Below are 18,217 nucleotides of genomic sequence, written 5' to 3' on the forward strand. Positions count from 1 at the left end.
GATCTTTGAAAATGTATATCGTTGGCAGAAGAAATTATTTAGACCAATGATCAAAAACTTCATTGATGACTTTATTCTCGATAAAAATCATCTGCTACCACAAAAAGTCTATAAATAACAGTGCCTAAGTCGTATATATACAATTGTCTTTAATTGATTAGCCAATTGTCTTACTTGTTTTGCTAAATTGATAAATTTAGACCTGATTAGATATGTACATATCCAAACCCAACATTTTTATTATTTAAACGTTTTATTATCATGATAAACAAGCTGTTTTTATTGATAACCGAATAAGAAATGCAGCATTTGAGCAAGCCAGACACTGCATTTTCCGATTAACTTATTGATCTACAACCTGTAAATCTAGCCCTGCCGCATTGGCAAGTTCGGTAAAGGTGGGGAAACTGGTTGCCACTGTTTCCGTACCGTGAATGATGATTTCGCCCGAAGTACGTAACCCTGCAATACTAAAACTCATGGCAATACGGTGATCGTGGTGCGATTCAATTTCTCCACCTGTGAAAATTGCCGACCAGTCACCAGACTTACCCTTACCCTCAATGATAATGCCGTCCTCAGTTGGTGTGCAGTCAATACCCATGACTTTCAAGCCATCGGCCATCACCTGAATACGGTCAGATTCTTTCACGCGAAGTTCCGCAGCACCAGTCAGAACAGTTTGACCTTCCGCACAGGCAGCCGCAATAAACAAGGCAGGAAATTCATCAATCGCCAAAGGTACCTGATCTTCAGGCATGTGAATACCTTTGAGTGTACGAGATCCCTTGATATGAATATCGGCAATCGGCTCACCGCCAGCGATGCGTTCATTTTCAACACTGATGTCCGAACCCATTTGCTTGAGGATTTCAATCACACCTGTACGGGTTGGGTTGATGCCCACTGCTTCAAGGATCACATCAGCACCCTCGGTAATCGCAGCACCGACCATAAAGAATGCAGCAGATGAAATGTCTGATGGGACCTGAATATCTGTACCAACCAGTTTACCACCACCAACCAGCGAGATTTTATTGCCCTCGGTTTTTACCTCATAACCAAAGGCACGCAACATACGCTCAGTATGGTCACGGGTCGGCTCTGGTTCAGTCACAGAAGTCTCACCCTCAGCCCATAAACCTGCCAGTAAAATCCCTGATTTCACCTGAGCCGAAGCCATTGGCAAATCGTATTGAATACCTTTTAAAGCTTGACTGCCTGTAATGCTGACTGGCGGCGTACCTTTCTCACCTGTGGTTTGAATTTGCGCACCCATTAAACGTAATGGTTTTGCAATACGCTCCATTGGACGTTTAGACAATGACGCATCACCTGTCATCACCGAATCAAACTTTTGTGCTGACAACATACCAGATAGCAGACGCATACTTGTGCCTGAGTTACCCATATATAAGGCACTGGCAGGTGCTTTTAAACCTTGCATGCCCACGCCATGAATGGTCACCTCACCATTTTTTGGGCCTTCGATACTGACCCCCATATCACGGAATGCCTGTAAAGTTGCTAACGCATCTTCACCCTCAAGGAAGCCAGTCACATGGGTTGTACCCTCAGCAATCGCCCCAAACATGATGGAGCGATGTGACACTGACTTATCACCTGGCACGGTGAATTTACCTGTAAATGTTTTCTTGCCTGGTAAAATGGTAAATTGCTGTGTCACCTTGTTTTTCTCCATCAAAGGTTTTTTGGCTAACATATGGTTAAAGTGTTGGCGTGCCGCTTGCGCATGTCCAAGCAGCCCCATCAACGCCTGAGAATCTTCATTTTCAATCAGTTGCTTTAAAACAGAAAGTTGCTGCTCAAAGCCAGCAACGGCATTGAGAATTGCGTTTTTATTGGCAAAGAAAATGTCATGCCACATCTGTGGATCACTAGCCGCAATCCGAGAGAAATCCCGAAAACCACCCGCTGCATAGCGGAAAATATCCAGATTATCTTCACGGTTGGCCAGTTGCTCAACCAAGTTGAACGCCATCAAATGCGGTAAATGACTGGTATGCGCCAACACTTCATCATGTTTCGACACATCCATACAAATCACTTCCGCTTTGGCGACTGACCAAAGCTGAATCAGTTTCTGCACCGCCCAATCTGCACTACTTGGCAAAGGCGTTAGAATCACTTTATGGTTAGCAAATAAATCGACTTTACCTGCATGTACACCTGTATGTTCCGCACCTGCAATTGGATGCCCAGGTACAAAACCAACAGGCAGATGTTCACCAAACACTGCCTTCGCTGCATCCACCACATTGCCTTTGGTACTACCCACATCGGTAATGATGACATTCTCTGCAAGATAAGGTTTGATCTGTTCCAACACTTTTTGTGTGGCACGAACAGGCAATGCCAAAACAATTAAATCCGCACCCTGAACCGCTTCCTCAGGATTTGTATAACCATGTTGAATTAGACCGAGTGCTTTGGCATCTTCCAATGTTTTTTTTGAGCGTGTTGAAGCCACAATTTCAGACGCAAGTTGTTCCGCCACAATCACACGCGCAAGACTTGACCCAATCAGCCCAAGTCCAATAAATGCAACTTTTTTAAACAATACTTTAGAAACAGATGCTTGAGACATAAAAGATGTTTGCCTAATGAGAAGACTTTGATATGGATAGATGATTCATCCACCTATCCATACGATAAAACAGTTTTATAAAACAGCGATTGGATAAGAACCCAGTACACGCAACTCTTTGACCATTGGACGGATTTCATCTAGTGCAGCCGCCACATTGTCCTGATCAATATGCCCCTCCAGATCAATGAAGAACACATAGGCCCATTTTTCTGGTAGAGCTGGACGAGTTTCAATACTGGTCAAGCTGATTTGATGCTTGGCAAATGGTGCAAGAATTTCCAGCAATGCCCCAGCACGATCATGTGCTGAGATCAACAATGAGGTCTTATCATTGCCACTTTGTGGAATTTTCTCACGACCAATCACCAGGAAGCGTGTGGTATTTTCAGGATTATCTTCGATATTGCTATATAAAATCTCAAGGTTGTACATGCTGGCTGCGATATCAGAGGCGATTGCAGCAGAATGCCATTCGTTACGAATACGGCGAGCCGCTTCCGCATTTGAGTTTAGTGCAACACGCTCTACCCCAGGATAATGCGCATCTAACCACTTACGGCATTGAGCCAAGGTTTGTTGATGTGCATAAATCTGCTTAATGCTGTCTTTACGGGTATTTTCAGAAACAAGGAATTGATGATGAATACGCAATTCAACTTCACCAATCACATTCAGGCTAGAAGCCTTAAAACAGTCCAGTGTATGGTTAACAATTCCTTCTGAGGAGTTTTCAACAGGAACCACGCCATAATGCGCACTACCCGCCTCCACTTCACGGAACACTTCATCAATGGTTGGCAATGGACGAACCACTGCATCATTACCAAAATGTTTCAGTACCGCGGAGTGGGTATAGGTTCCTTCTGGCCCTAAAAATGCGATACTTTGTGGGGCTTCAAGTGCCAGACATGCTGACATGATTTCACGGAACAAGCGTGCCATGGTCGCATCGGACAATGGCCCCTGATTGCGCTCCATCACTTTACGCAGCACCTGTGCCTCACGTTCAGGGCGATAAAACAGTGGGTTGTCTTCGGCTGCAAACTTCGCCTTGGCTACGGCTTCCGCCAATGTGGCACGGCGATTGAGTAATTCCTGGATTTGTTGATCAACACTATCAATATCGTTACGAATTTGTTCTAAATTAAGTGAAGTCGATGTGTTTTGTCCATCGTTTACCATTGAATGCAGCCTCAGCAAAATCATCTATAAGAATGGATTACAATTCATCTGTGAATTGGTTATCTGGGCTAGTATAACAAGACTTTAAGCTATTAAACACGCTGAGTTTTAACTCTTTTCATGACTCAACGTTATTGATAATGATTTTCATTATATATTTAATGCTAAATTTCAGTTCTCGTGGGCTTTGTTGCACAAATAGCTAACACTATGATTTTATTATATTTATTTTTATTAAAATTCTAGGAAAAACCTTGGAAATCAGTATTTTGCAAAATATTTATGCAACAAAGCCTATGCCAATAGAAAAATAGTATCTATCAAAAAACAGCCTGCTCGAAAGCAGGCTGTTTTATCAAGATTAATTAAGCTTTACCAATCAATCCACGTGCCACGATTTCTTTCATGATTTCATTGGTACCACCGTAAATACGCTGGATACGTGCATCAACAAAGAAGCGTGAAATTGGATATTCAGTCATATAACCATAGCCACCAAATAACTGAAGCAAGTTGTCAGCAACTTTCATTTGCATGTCAGTACTGAAGCTCTTGAGTGCAGCCGCAGTTTCAACATCCAGTTTGCCCTCATTATATAAGGCCACGTTTTGATTATAGAAAGCAGCAGTTGCCAATTCATCAATCTTCGCCTGAGCTAAGACAAAACGTGTGTTCTGGAAGTTAGCAATCGCCTGACCAAATGCCTGACGCTCTTTCACATATTGGGTCGCAAGATCAATTGAGCCACGAATTGCGCCCAAAGAGGTCGCTGCGATTGCAGTACGCTCACGAGGTAATTCCTGCATCAAATAAGCAAAACCTGAACCTGCGTTACCCAACAACTGGTCTTTAGGTACTTTGACATTATCAAAGAAAAGTTCAGAGGTATCCTGTGAATGCAGACCAATTTTGTCTAAGTTCGTGCCCTTTTTAAAGCCTTCCAAATGGGTATCAACCAATAATAAAGACACACCTTTGGCACGAGCTTGCGGATCAGTTTTCACTGCCAGAACCACAACATCAGCATGCTGACCATTTGAGATAAAGGTTTTAGAACCATTTAACACATAGTGATCACCTTGCAAAATTGCACTGGTACGCATGGCCTGCAAGTCTGAACCAGCACCAGGCTCAGTCATACCAATTGCACCCACCACTTCACCAGACACCATTTTTGGCAACCAATACTGTTTCTGTTCTTCTGACCCAATATGTTGGATATATGGTGCAGCAATTTCAGAGTGACACGAAATACCAGTTGATAAGGCACAATAACCAGCACGCGCAGATTCTTCAACCAACATCAATGAATAATGGGTTGGTACGCCATAACCACCATATTCTTCTGGCACGTCTACGCACAGGAAGCCATTTTCACCCAATAATGTCCAGACAGAACGCGGCATAATGCCCTCACGTTCCCATTTTTCATAATGAGGTGCAATGTGTTCACTCATAAAACGTTTAAAGTTGTCACGGAAGAGTTCCAAATCTGCATCATAAGCTAACATCTTTATTTCCTTTCGCTTTCATTTTTCTTGAAAATTTGCTTCGCAGCCATGCTAATGATTTTTAGGTAGGATGTCATGTCCCTTTTGCATCAAATCACCCGACTGATGCGGTCAATAATTTTGTTTGCAGGGGTTATTTTCGAGACCCAATTGCTTATTGAATAAACAGAAGCTCTGATTTTTTACGCTAAATGCATCACTTTTATGTCATATTAATTTTAATTCTTCACCATGACTGCAAATACGATCATGAATACCAAACGCAATATTTATAAAGATGCTGAACATCCTTTCGCCCAATACATACGAATCATTGGTAAGGGTAAGACGGGTGCGCGTTCACTGACTTATGATGAAGCCTATCAGGCTTTTAGCATGATCTTAAAAAATGAAGTGCTTGATGTTCAATTGGGTGCTTTTTTAATGTTGTTACGGGTTAAGGAAGAATCTGTTGATGAATTGGCTGGTTTTGTTCAGGCAACGCGTGATCAACTGAATTTTCAAGCATTGAATATTGATCTCGACTGGTCATCATACGCAGGCAAACGTAAACATTATCCGTGGTTCTTATTGGCAGCCTTAACACTGGCCCATCATGGCTATAGAATCGTGATGCATGGTGCATCGGGTCATACCATTAATCGTGTGTATACGGAACAGGTTTTACAATACTTAGGCTATTCGATTTGTCAAAATGAACAAGATGTCAAACAACAAATCGAAAAACATAACTTTGCTTTCCTGCCGCTGGAAGTGATCTCACCAATTTTAAGTGATTTGATTTCACTAAGAAATGTGATGGGCTTACGTTCGCCTATTCATACCCTTGCCCGCCTGATTAATCCCTTTAATGCCAAAGCCACTTTACAGGCCATTTTCCACCCTGCTTATCGAACCTCACATCAACACACCGCTTTCCGCTTAGGTTATCAAAATAGTGCGGTGATTAAGGGTGAAGGTGGTGAGTTTGAGCGTAACCCTGATGCCAAGACCCTTATTTGTGGGATTAAAAATGGTGAGTTATATGAGTATGAATTACCCAAACTGACACCTGAGCGTAGCCCTATTGAAGAAGAACTTGATCTTGAAGTATTTAAAGCGGTTTGGCTCGGTCAACAACATCATGAATATGGTGAAATGGCGGTCACTGAAACTATGGGAATCGCTTTATATACGATGGGTGTGGTCAGTAGTTTTGATGGGGCAATGACAAAGGCAAAAGAACTTTGGGACAATCGTTTTTAAGTATTATTCAAATCTTACTGTTTGACGTTCCACCGTATATAATCTTCACTCACCCTTTCATTTATACTAAATGTGTCCAACTTTCGGGGTGTAGATCAATAGCGGTGGCGTGAGTTATAGTATATTCCAACCACTAAAAACGCATATAAACCATGAATTTATCTAATTTTATTGAAGCCTCTGGGGTATCTGTTCTACTAATAATTTCTTTGTTAGTATCTTACGCAGCCATAAAATATGCTGTAAATACATACAAAGACTATGGGGCTTTATATCTATCCCTATTTGCTATAGTGAATTTTATGTTCATACTTGCTCCAATTCTTATATTCTCAATAGCTTTAAGTAAAGGTATAGTCTTTGCTATTAGTACAGCATGCATAACTTTAGCAATCACATTCTATTTAAAACTATTCATTAAATGATTATTCAGGGAATTTATTACGACAGGCATCATATGCAGCATTAGCGGCTATAACAGTTGGAGCTTTTGATACATATTTCAAAACACAATCATCAAAAGTTTTAGGCTCATTAGAGCAAGAAATTATAAACAATAGAGTAGGAATGAGTATAAATAATTTCATTAGGATAATGACCAACTTTTTATAAATAATATCATTTAACTATTACTTTGTGTCACCATCGCGTATCGAAATACTCGAATATTAAATTGATATAAAAATCACTTAACTACAGAATCAAATATAACTCTGAAAGCAAAAAAGCGATGACTTTATTAAAATCATCGCTACTGGTACTACTTAGGAATTCATCAAACAAACCGAATCGGTTTAAATTCAGGTTCATGTTTGTGATGATCATCATCACATTCCTCACCCTCTTCTTTTGTACCACGATCAATATAGCCACTACGCTGTTCTTCTGGTAAATGTTTCATTTCCCATGCATAAACAGCCTGCATACAGGTTTCACGTTGTTCTTTGGTCAATGCAATACCATTTGGCCATTTGCCAATTTCAACGGCTGTTTTTAAGCGCTCAACAATTTCAGGATTTAAAACAGCGAGCATTTGTTCAATATTCATGAGTCATCCTGTTGAAAAGATTCGAAATCTTGATTCCAGCCCAGTTTAGTACGGCAAGCCATATAAAAATCGTACCCAGGCGGATGTAATAAGCTTAGTTTAAATGGATGTTTGCGAATATGCACAGTGTCACCCACATTTAATGCAACACTATGTTGTCCATCGGCGCTGACCATGGGTAAAACCCGATTTTCACGAATGGTAATTTTAATCTCACTTTGTCCACCAACCACAATCGGACGAGAGGACAAGGTATGCGGATGCATGGGCACCAATGCAATCGCATCCATACTTGGATGCAAAATAGGCCCGCCGCCAGACAATGCGTATGCTGTCGAACCCGTTGGTGTGGAAACAATTAAACCATCGCTGTGCTGGCGATAGACATATTGCCCATCAATACTGAGTTCGAAATCAATCATATGGACTGATCGTCCAGAATGTAGCACTACATCATTTAATGCAATTGCATCATAAATGGTTTCACCATTGGATCGAATTTCCATTTCCAGCAGGAAACGGCGATCCAGTTGAAAATGTCCCTGCAACACCTGATCCAGCTTAAAGATTGCCTCAGCAGGTTTAATGTCGGTTAAAAAGCCCAGTCGCCCACGGTTAATCCCAATCACAGGGGTATTGTATCGCACCAGGGCACGTGCTGCATGGAGTAGTGAACCATCACCGCCCACCACAATCACTAAATCCACCACTTCGCCCAATAAATTACGGCTGACAGTCTGTCCATGGCTATAAGGTACGAGTTTCGCTGTTTCCTGATCAAAGACGGGATTCAAACCCAGAGTGATCAAATGATCATGAATCAAACATAAGGTTTCTACTACAGAATCTTTATCTGGTCGCCCAATCAAACCAATATTTCGAAAGGATTTATGTGAAATTTGCACGAATAATTCAGCTCCGCTGCGCTTCCTGACTATCATATCATTAACTATCAGGATTTCATTGACGATTGATTAAAAAGTATAAAAATGTCTATTCGTTGTTTTTTTACTCAGTTAATGTCAACACATTCTTAAAGTTTTTATTGCATGTTGCTATTTATTCACAGTTTTACGATTGCAAATTGCGCATAAGCTATCGCATCATTAACCCCATTGTTTTGATTTTAACGCAAATCTATGAAGTGTGAACGTGGTATCGGTTTTCTTGCGCTAATTTTTTCCATTTTAGTGATTGGTGTTTTTATTGCCTTTAGTATCTATCTGATCCGTCTGGATAATATTATTCGCAATAAGTTTGAAGGTCAGCGCTGGGATATTCCAGCCAAGGTATTTGCCCGTCCATTGGAAATCTATGCAAATGCGCCAATCACTCAGGAAAACTTCATTCAGGAACTGAAATTACTGGGTTATAAAAATACGGCAAACTATGAAAAATCAGGTAGCTATGTCACCCAAGGCAACCAGATGTATGTCCATACACGTGGTTTTGACTATGGTGACAGCAATGAACCTGAACAGGTGCTTGAAATTGGTTTCCTGAATGGGCAGGTCGGTGAAATCCGTTCCACCAAACCATCAAGCACAGGCATTGCACGGCTGGAACCTTTATTGATTGGTGGTATTTACCCTCAGCATAATGAAGACCGCGTACTCATTAAACTAGATAAAGTACCAAAAACACTGATTGAGGCTTTGATCTCAACTGAGGACCGCAACTTCTATCACCATCACGGTGTTTCAGTTCGTGGCACTGCACGTGCTCTAGTCAGCAATATTACGGGTGGTAAACGTCAAGGTGGATCAACACTCACACAACAGTTGGTGAAAAACTTTTATCTTTCCCCTGAAAAAACCCTGAAGCGTAAAGTCAATGAAGCGCTGATGGCGTTATTGATTGAACTGCATTACAGCAAGGATGAAATTCTTGAAACCTATCTGAATGAAGTGAATTTAGGTCAAAATGGCAGTTATTCCATCAATGGTTATGGTCTGGCTTCACAGTTCTATTTTGGTTTACCTTTACGTGAATTGAATATTTCCCAACAAGCCTATTTGGTTGGTTTAGTACAGGGTCCTTCTTTATATAATCCTTGGCGTAATCCTGAAGCGGCAAAAAAACGCCGTGATGTTGTACTGAACAACATGAAAGTTATGGGCTATCTCAGTGAGGCGGAATATCAGGATGAAATTGCACGTCCTTTAAATGTAGTGAGCAAACCGACTCTAGGACCTGCGAAATTCCCTGATTTCCTTGATATTGTCCGTCGTCAGCTACGCACCGAATATCAGGAAAGTGACATTACCAATCAGGGTTTAAGAATTTTTACCACACTAGATCCAATCACACAGATTCAGGTGCAAAATGCGTTTAAAAATTCAGTTGATCGTCTGGCGAATGCCAATCCTGCCCGTTTAAAGAACTTACAGGGTGCCATTGTTGTCGCTCATCCAGACAATGGTGAACTGGTTGCCGCTGTGGGATCGACTCAAGACTTTACAGGTTTTAACCGTACACTGGATGCTAAACGTCAAGTGGGTTCATTACTGAAACCTGTCATCTATTTAAGTGCACTTGAGTCAGGCCGTTATACATGGGCTAGCCCAATTGAAGATACAGCCATCAGTATTCCAATTGATGGTTATAAAAACTGGACACCCAAAAATTATAGTGGTGGTGAGCATGGTGTGGTTCCAATGCAGCAGGCTTTGGCAAATTCATACAACCTTTCTACTGTACGTTTGGCGAACGAGTTTGGCCTATCTACATTCACAAATAAGCTCAGACAGTTTGGGGTAAGTTCAGATATTCCAGCCTATCCATCCATTTATCTGGGGGCGGTGAATATGTCACCAATGGAAGTGCTGAGCGTTTATGGAAACTTTGCCACAGGTGGCTTTAAATACCCTACCCGTTCTATCCGCACTGTTGTGGATGCAAAAGGGCATTTATTGGAGCGTTATGGTTTGAATGTACAGCAAACCATTGACCCCGCCACCGCCTATATCCTGAATTATGGTTTACAGCAAGTCATGCGTTCAGGTACAGGCCGCTCTGCCTATGGGAGTTTGCCTGAATCACTGAATCTTGCAGGAAAATCAGGGACAACCAACGATACACGGGATTCATGGTTCGCGGGTTATTCAGGCAATCATCTCGCTGTGGTCTGGCTAGGGCTGGATGACAACAAGGTGACTGGTCTGACAGGTTCCTCTGGTGCATTGCCAGTCTGGACCAATGTCATGAAACAGCTTCGTCAGGAACCTGTAAATCTTCGTCAAACCGACAACGTTCAGTGGCAGTGGATTGATAGCGCCAGCGGTGATCTTTCTGCCGAGGGCTGTGATGGCGCATTGTATATTCCATTGCTTCGTCAAACTGTACCTCGCCGTGCAACGGTTTGCGGTCAATCTCATTATGAAGTTGAACCAACCTATATGCCTCAGGGCGGTACATCAGAAAATGATCATGATGATGGCATAAACAACTATATTCGGGAAAGCGAAAACCAGATGGACAATGATTTATCAAATCATACGCCAACACGCATCATTTCCAGTGGTAGCTACAGCGTTGAAAATTAATTTCTACTGGGATTTGGACATGATCAAGAAAATAACTTTCGCAATTGGTGTACTTGTACTGGCTGGCTGTACTGCCACTCCAGAAAAAGTCACGACCACTAAACCTGTTAATCCACCAGCAGGCACGAATACGCAGAAGAAAAAAGTGACTCCGCCTGCTTCTGGTGTAAAAGTCATTCCGTATGACCAAAAAGAGATTAAACGGCAAACCGTGACACCACAGGTGGTGGTACCTGAACAAAAGGTGAAGCAGAAGTTTAGTAATGATGGTGCTCAACTCCCCGCCTTTAGAACCCTGATGCAAAAAACCCAGACCGCTTATAAAAGTCAGCAACTCGCGGAAGCAGAACGTTATGCGCTTCAAGCCCAACGGATTGCACCACAGGCTTCTGAAACCTATTTATATCTGGGTCTAATCGCCAACCAGCGAAAAGAGTATGCCAATGCCGAGGCTTTAGCGCGCCGTGGTTTAAGCTATGCACAGAGCAATGCCATGAAAAAGCAGCTTTGGACAATTGTGCTTCGTGCCAGCGAAGCACGTAATCATCCAGTCAAGGCACAGGAAGCGAAAAAAGCAATTCAGTCACTTTAGAGCCTTGTTACTGGATTGATTCAAACTGGCGAATCCCCGCAAGCCCATAAGCATGATGTTTTTGGGCTTGTTCCAGATCAGTAGGCGCAACACCACCCAAAGCAAAAACAGGAATATCACTTTTTCCAGCGAGTTCAGCAAAACCGTCCCATCCCAACACTTTTGTTTCTGGATGAGTCTCAGTTATATTCACAGGACTTAAAAACACCGCATCACAGCCAATCTGATGTGCATGCTGCAATGAAACTGCATCATGGCACGCTGCAATAAAACGTTTCCCTACAATTAATTCTCCTTTCTTTAATCCCATCAGCTGTGATTGTTTTAGATGAACCGTGTTAATTTTTTCCTGACATGCTGAATCCAGCTGATTGCAGATTTCAAAATTCACAATGAGTTTTTGATATTGCTCATCAGTGAGTGTTTCTAACTGCTGCTCAATCGCATCAATATTTTCATCCTGTGTCCGCCAATAAAATAAACTTTCCTGCTGCGGGAGTTTGGCCAACTGTTCATTCACCTTAATCAGATGTGGCCACACCAAACGTTGCAGAATCACATCATTGGCTTTGGGAAAATTTAATTCCTTCAGTTGATCACGACTGTACCAAGCCCAAGGCTGGTGAATCAATTCCAGTAACGCATCTGGTACATAGGCATGAAAGATATGCAAGTTCACGATCACATCATCATATTCATGGCGAATCAGATCAAAACGATGCCAGTCCTTTAAACCAATGCCAACCTCTTCATAAATTTCCCTGCGGCAGGCCTGCTCAGGCGTTTCTCCCTGCTCAACCTTTCCCCCAGGAAATTCATGCTTATTGCCCTGATGTTGATTGGCCTGACGCCACCCCACCAATACCTTGGATTTATGCAATAAAATTGCAATCGCAACATCAATGACATTCTTTACTATCACAGTCCACACCCCTCATCTCTACACAGTAAATCCCTGTCATTCATCAATTTGCACATCGTTCTGAAAAAAACTTATAAATGATTTTGTAAATTATTCAAATTTACGTTGACAGGTATATTTGATAATGATTATCATTTAAAACGTTAGATAATACACCACGGAGCATAACAAATGAACGCACCATTTAACCTATTTACTCGTAGCACTGATGCAACTCAATCCTTACCAATGCTGCATTCAAACAACCTATTTGCCTTAGGCCGCGAAATTCGCATTATGCACGCTGGTGAAGAGTATCGCCTACGCCTCACCCGTAACAACCGTCTGATTTTAACCAAGTAAAATAATAGTAATCGGATAATAATAAACGTGGAAATAGCAGTATGTCAGCGCGTACTGCTTTTTAATTCATCTAGAAACCAAAATAAAGGCTTTAGACAAGCAATCTGATCACGACTTTTAATCCGCCATATGAAGATGGCAACAATTCCATTTGCCCATGATGTAATTCGATAATTTTCCTACAAATGTATAAGCCTAAGCCTGATCCCTGGGTTTTGGTTCCCAACGCACGATAAAAACGTTCTCCCAAATGCTGCAATACTTCTGGGTCGATACCTTGTCCCTCATTTTCAAGAATAAGCTGTAAATACTGTCCCTGCTTATCTAAAGTGATATAGACACAGCCTTTTTCTGGCGTATAGCGTACGGCATTGTCCAGCACATTACGAATACAGGTAAAAATCAGTTGTTGATTGGCAAAAATCATATCTTCGTGCTCTGCCACTACCATCCGCTGCTGAATCTGGATTGCCTTTTGCTTGATAAAGGGTGTTAGAGCCTGAATCGCCTCGTCAATCACCGTACGCAAGGCAAAATGTGTCTTGAGCAGGTTCTCAGCATGTTCAGGGTCTAAACGTGCCAGCAACAGCAAATTTTCCAGCGTTTGGATCCCTCGACTAATATCCTGTTGCATTGCATCAAAATCACTGGCGCGTTCTGGATATTTACGTTGTAAAAGCTGTAAACGCATTTGAATCGCGGATAAGGGCGAGCGCAATTCATGCGAGGCATCCGCAGTAAAACGCTGTTCGGCTTTTAGCGATTGATCCAGACGTTGCAACAAGTGATTTAACTGCCCCAGCATCGGCTGCAATTCTTTAAATTCAATGCTGGAGGACTGGATTGGCGTTAGATCATCTGCGTTTTTCTGCGAGATTTGATCGGATAATTGATGAATCGCCCTAAACTGCCGTTTGACCAGAAAATGCAGCATGAGCCATTGCATCAGCCACAACATCATCAGAATGACAGAATAGCCAGCAAAGCTATGCATCAATTCTTTAAAGCGATCACCCAAAGGTTGTAATAGCAATACCTGCATGTGGGATTGGTGATCTTCTGCCCGATAACTACGCCAAAGCTGCCGACCCTGCCAGATAAATCCATAATGCTCATCACCTGTGAACAACTTGTAATATTGTTGTTCAAGCTGAAAATCCTCGGACTGGGTCAGAATCTGTTGTTGGTAGCTCAGGCGATACTGGATATCAAACTGGTCACTCAGTTCATCAATCTGCTGCCCCGATGTTGAGGTCAGATCAGCAATCAGTAACATATCTGAGATTTCATCCATGATTTCATCTTGAACCTGCATGGTTTGATAGATTGAAATCACCACAAATAGAAGCAATGCCACAGAAGCCGCAATCACTGAACTAATCAGTGAGGTTTTAATCAGCCTGTTTTGTAGCGACACCACTTTCATAAACTTAATCCTGATGCATCCGATAGCCTAAACCACGAATAGTTTTGATATATTGCCCGCCAATTTTTTTGCGAATCTGGTAGATATACACCTCGATGGCATTACTCTCAATTTCCTCGCCCCAGGCATACAGTGATTCTTCCAGTTGCTCACGGGTCAGGATATGTTCTGGCTTTTGCATTAATTTATGCAAAATCTGAAATTCTTTTGCGGTCAGGTTGATGACTTGACCCGCTTGCGTCAGGGTTTTGGCTTGCGGATCAAGCTGTAGATTGCCAAAAGTCAAATATTGCCCTGCCTGAGTCTGGTGTTGACGTAACTGGGAACGCACCCGTGCTGACAGTTCTTCCAAATTAAATGGCTTAACCAGATAATCATTGGCTCCCAAATCCAGCCCCTCAATCCGATCATGAATGGCATCTTTGGCGGTAATAAAAATGACGGGCGTATTGGAATTTCGATGGCGAATAGTTTTTAGAATGTCATCACCCGAAGCTTTAGGCAAACCACGATCCAGCAGGATACAATCATATTGATGCTGCTCAACCGCCAGTATCGCATGATCACCCCGTTCTACCCAATCGACACTATAGCCATCCAGTTCCAGCCAATCCTTGATACTTTCCGCCTGAGAGGCATCATCCTCAGCCAGTAAAATTCGCATAAAGCCGCACCCTTGTCTGATCCATTAATATTCATCATGCCTTTTAAATAAGCAACAGGCAAAAAACCACATGCTAAACATGTGGTTTTTGATGATATTTCAATGATTAGAATTTAACCTGATCCACATCGACTTCTACACGTTTGGTCGGTTTATAATCAATGTCGATTTCACCAATAATGGTCACAGGAGTTTTGGCTGAAACAGGTTGCCCTTGCCATAAATCATCATCAATATCGACGGTGATGCTGCCTGTCTGGTCGCTAAACTGATATTTTTCATCACCTGTTGCTTTGACTACATAACCCTTAAGCTTAACAGGCGTATCATTTTTTAAGGTCAATGCCTGTTTCACCGTAGTAATTTGTGTAGGCGCCAATGCCTGCTGATTGACTGCTGTCGTATTCGCAACCGCAAATGTTGTCGCACCAACCAGACCTGCAATTACAGCAACTTTAGAAAATACGTTCATTTTAATTTCCTCATCTTTGTTGATCATCTCGATGTAGTCATTAAAACAAAACAAGATGAGGTGAATCTGAAGAACTAAAAACTGCTTAATTTAATGGCACAACCCGAAGCACTTCTTCCAGTGTGGTCATACCCTCAATCACCTTGCGTGCCCCTGCAATACGCAACGGTTCAATACCCTCTTTCTTGGCTTGCGCACGTAAATGATCCAGTGTGCCATTCGCACTAATGATGGACTTTAATTCCAGACTGACTGGCATAAACTCATAAATCCCGACACGTCCCTTATAACCCGTTTGGCGACACACTTCACAGCCCACAGCCTTATACATGGTGGTGGGCATATCCATCATATAGTCAAAAGTCAGGTGTTCCCATTCCTGCTCATTGATCGCTGTTTCCTGTTTGCAATGCGGGCAAAGGCGACGCACCAGACGCTGTGCCAATACACCCAAAATCGTGGCTGCGGTCAAAAATGGCTGCACCCCCAAATCATGCAAACGGGTCAAACTGGATGGCGCATCATTGGTATGCAGGGTTGAGAGTACCAAATGTCCTGTTAAAGCTGCCTGAATCGCCATATTGGCAGTATCATGGTCACGAATTTCCCCAACCATAATAATGTCAGGGTCTTGACGCATGAGGGCACGCACCCCATCGGCAAAGCCTAGCTCAATGTTTGGATTGACCTGCATCTGGTTAAAACTTGGTTCCAGCATTTCAATCGGATCTTCAATGGTACAGACATTGACCTGTTCCGTTGCCAGTTGTTTAAGCGATGAATAAAGTGTGGTGGTTTTACCCGAACCTGTTGGCCCTGTCACCAGAATAATCCCGTGGCTATGCTGCGTTAGTTGCTGCCAGCTTTGTAAGAGATGTCCCTCAAAACCCAACTGCTGAAAACTGCGTACCAATACTTCTGGATCAAAAATACGCATCACCAGCTTTTCACCAAAGGCAGTTGGTAATGTGGAGAGACGCAATTCGGTTTCCTGACCTTTTGGTGTTCGTGTCTTTAGACGTCCATCCTGTGGTTTACGCTTTTCTGCCACATTCATCCGACCCAGAATTTTAATACGGGAAATCACCGCAGTTAGTGTATTGGCAGGCATGTTATAAATGGTATGTAACACGCCATCAATACGGAAACGCACCTTACCCTTGTCTTTTCGGGGTTCAAGGTGAATATCGCTGGCCCCTTGTTCAAAGGCAAATTGCAGCACCCAGTCCACCAATTTGACAATATGCTGGTCATTGGCATCGGGATTCTGGGTATCGCCCAACTGTAACAAGGCCTCAACGCCTTTATTATCACGGTCAAAGGCACTGGTGTTTTGTGATGAACTGACCGCACGACTAACCTGATAATATTCCACCAGATAGCGCTGTAATTGCTCAGGATTGAGTAACACTCGTTCAATCTTTCTGGGCGCTAAACTACGCTCCAGATTATTCTGCCATTCCGTTAAAAACGGCTGATCTGTCCCAATCAAAATCCGATCTGAATGTACTTCAATGGCCAGAATATGATTCCGTACCGCAAATTCCTGTGACATAACGCTGGTTAATGCCGCCACATCAGCTTTTAGTGGATCAATCACAAATAAGGGAACTTCGGCTTTTTCAGCTAACCACTGACATAAACGATTCAGGGTTAAGGTTGTGGCAGGATTAAGTTGATCCTTTAAATTAAAATTGGCAACCCACTGTAAGGGATGCCATTTCAACTGGTCTTTTTGCCGATGTGTAGTTTGAATAAAAAGTTTATCCCGTTCAGTAATCCGTCCATCTTTTTGTAATTGTTCCAGACACCACGTCACATCAATTGAAAAAGAAAAACTTGCAAATTTTGCCTGCGCTTGCATAACCGTCAAATCCCCAAATTTATGATTTTATATTTTTAAGTTGCCTATTCCACAGCAATGACTGTGACATTGCTTGCATCGACTTTAAAACGAACATTCAAGTCTGCAAAACACATTCCATAAACTCGTTCAGCATCTTCCTGATAGGCAGGACGAGGGTCTAAAGATAACACCTGTTCCAGTTCATCGAATACCTTTTTATTTAAAATAGCCTGCTTTAGTAATTGCTGTTGTTGTGTTTGTGCAGTTTCTGTCCATATCACTGATTTACGTACAGGCTCATCCTGGGCATAACCACTACTTGCATCTGGCACTGCATCCGAATACTGGATATAGGGCTTAATATCCAGAATCGGTGTGCCATGTAGTAAATCACTACCCATTACATAAAGTCGCACGCTTTTCCCTTGCTTTTCTACTCGCAAAAAATGCACCACAGACAAACCAATTGCAGACGGACGATACATACTTCGGGTAGCAAACACCCCCATTTTCTGGTTTCCACCCAAGCGTGGTGGACGTACCTGCGCGCGAAATCCAGCTATTTGGTTTGGTGCATTATCATTTTGTTTATTCTCATGAAACTGCCACAACAGCCATAAATGGCTAAATGCCTCAATTCCCTCGAATGCCAAAATATCGTTATAAGGTGCCACCATCTCCATATAAGACTCGACCTGCACCAGATTTGGCTGCCTCGGAATACCAAACTTTTCACGGTAGGGAGAGTGCATGTAACCGATAATCGGCATCTCAACTGAATTGCTCATCACTTTTTCTTATAAACACAATT

Annotated in this window: 15 protein-coding genes and 1 pseudogene; 5 read left to right on the forward strand and 11 right to left on the reverse strand. The window is 42.3% G+C overall.

Translation table 11 applies throughout. From position 1 onward, the window contains the following. A pseudogene (locus F972_RS16270) lies at positions 1-118 on the forward strand (IS701 family transposase); the annotation flags it as partial. Positions 119-343: 225 nt separating this feature from the next. Here F972_RS16270 and F972_RS08105 read toward each other — a convergent pair. The 3 genes from F972_RS08105 to F972_RS08115 form a co-directional block, all read right to left on the reverse strand. After that, entirely contained in the window at positions 344-2,608 is a 2,265-nt protein-coding gene (locus F972_RS08105) for a bifunctional prephenate dehydrogenase/3-phosphoshikimate 1-carboxyvinyltransferase (RefSeq protein WP_004682340.1), read from the reverse strand. A gap of 75 nt (positions 2,609-2,683) precedes the next feature. Next, positions 2,684-3,793, reverse strand: a complete 1,110-nt coding sequence (gene pheA / locus F972_RS08110) for a prephenate dehydratase (RefSeq protein ID WP_004679698.1) — start codon at positions 3,791-3,793, stop codon at positions 2,684-2,686. 365 nt (positions 3,794-4,158) lie between these two features. Then, entirely contained in the window at positions 4,159-5,304 is a 1,146-nt protein-coding gene (locus F972_RS08115; RefSeq protein ID WP_004679699.1) for an acyl-CoA dehydrogenase family protein, read from the reverse strand. A 249-nt stretch (positions 5,305-5,553) separates the two neighbouring features. Between F972_RS08115 and F972_RS08120 the strand changes: the two genes are divergently transcribed. Continuing rightward, positions 5,554-6,549, forward strand: a complete 996-nt coding sequence (locus F972_RS08120) for a glycosyl transferase family protein (RefSeq protein ID WP_171062624.1) — start codon at positions 5,554-5,556, stop codon at positions 6,547-6,549. Between the two features lie 775 nt (positions 6,550-7,324). On the opposite strand, the gene F972_RS08130 is transcribed toward F972_RS08120, so the two are convergent. Further along, positions 7,325-7,597 carry a YeaC family protein gene (locus tag F972_RS08130; RefSeq protein ID WP_004679703.1) on the reverse strand — a complete coding sequence of 91 codons (273 nt, stop codon included), beginning with the start codon at positions 7,595-7,597 and terminating at the stop codon, positions 7,325-7,327. Continuing rightward, positions 7,594-8,502: an NAD(+) kinase gene (locus F972_RS08135; RefSeq protein ID WP_004679704.1), complete on the reverse strand. Its 909-nt coding sequence runs from the start codon at positions 8,500-8,502 to the stop codon at positions 7,594-7,596. The genes F972_RS08130 and F972_RS08135 overlap by 4 nt, the downstream gene beginning before the upstream one ends. Before the next feature lie 234 nt (positions 8,503-8,736). Between F972_RS08135 and mrcB the strand changes: the two genes are divergently transcribed. Together mrcB and F972_RS08145 are read left to right on the forward strand one after the other, a co-directional pair. Continuing rightward, entirely contained in the window at positions 8,737-11,142 is a 2,406-nt protein-coding gene (mrcB, locus tag F972_RS08140) for a penicillin-binding protein 1B (protein ID WP_004757845.1), read from the forward strand. A 19-nt stretch (positions 11,143-11,161) separates the two neighbouring features. Next, positions 11,162-11,734, forward strand: a complete 573-nt coding sequence (locus F972_RS08145; protein WP_004679708.1) for a tetratricopeptide repeat protein — start codon at positions 11,162-11,164, stop codon at positions 11,732-11,734. A 7-nt stretch (positions 11,735-11,741) separates the two neighbouring features. Here F972_RS08145 and F972_RS08150 read toward each other — a convergent pair whose 3' ends face one another. Next, positions 11,742-12,665 (reverse strand): thiamine phosphate synthase, encoded by a 924-nt coding sequence (locus F972_RS08150; RefSeq protein ID WP_081399041.1) that lies wholly within the window; start codon positions 12,663-12,665, stop codon positions 11,742-11,744. A gap of 162 nt (positions 12,666-12,827) precedes the next feature. On the opposite strand from F972_RS08150, the gene hemP reads away from it, so the two are divergent. Next, positions 12,828-12,998 carry a hemin uptake protein HemP gene (hemP, locus tag F972_RS08155; protein WP_004679713.1) on the forward strand — a complete coding sequence of 57 codons (171 nt, stop codon included), beginning with the start codon at positions 12,828-12,830 and terminating at the stop codon, positions 12,996-12,998. A 91-nt stretch (positions 12,999-13,089) separates the two neighbouring features. Here hemP and F972_RS08160 read toward each other — a convergent pair whose 3' ends face one another. The 5 genes from F972_RS08160 to tsaA form a co-directional block, all read right to left on the reverse strand. Beyond that, positions 13,090-14,424, reverse strand: coding sequence for a sensor histidine kinase (locus F972_RS08160; RefSeq protein WP_004682354.1), 1,335 nt, complete (start codon positions 14,422-14,424; stop codon positions 13,090-13,092). A gap of 4 nt (positions 14,425-14,428) precedes the next feature. Continuing rightward, the gene (locus F972_RS08165; protein WP_004682359.1) at positions 14,429-15,088 is read right to left on the reverse strand and encodes a response regulator transcription factor; all 660 of its coding nucleotides are present in this window, start codon (positions 15,086-15,088) and stop codon (positions 14,429-14,431) included. 106 nt (positions 15,089-15,194) lie between these two features. Continuing rightward, positions 15,195-15,560 carry a NirD/YgiW/YdeI family stress tolerance protein gene (locus F972_RS08170; protein ID WP_004757842.1) on the reverse strand — a complete coding sequence of 122 codons (366 nt, stop codon included), beginning with the start codon at positions 15,558-15,560 and terminating at the stop codon, positions 15,195-15,197. Positions 15,561-15,645: 85 nt separating this feature from the next. Continuing rightward, complete coding sequence (locus F972_RS08175) at positions 15,646-17,424, reverse strand: type IV pilus assembly ATPase TfpB (RefSeq protein WP_004682361.1); 1,779 nt, start codon at positions 17,422-17,424, stop codon at positions 15,646-15,648. Between the two features lie 44 nt (positions 17,425-17,468). Beyond that, a complete protein-coding gene (tsaA, locus tag F972_RS08180; protein WP_004757840.1) occupies positions 17,469-18,194 on the reverse strand; it encodes a tRNA (N6-threonylcarbamoyladenosine(37)-N6)-methyltransferase TrmO in 726 nt (241 codons plus the stop codon). Positions 18,195-18,217 lie beyond the last annotated feature (23 nt).

Source organism: Acinetobacter sp. CIP 102529, from assembly GCF_000368325.1.
GTDB classification, from domain to species: domain Bacteria; phylum Pseudomonadota; class Gammaproteobacteria; order Pseudomonadales; family Moraxellaceae; genus Acinetobacter; species Acinetobacter parvus.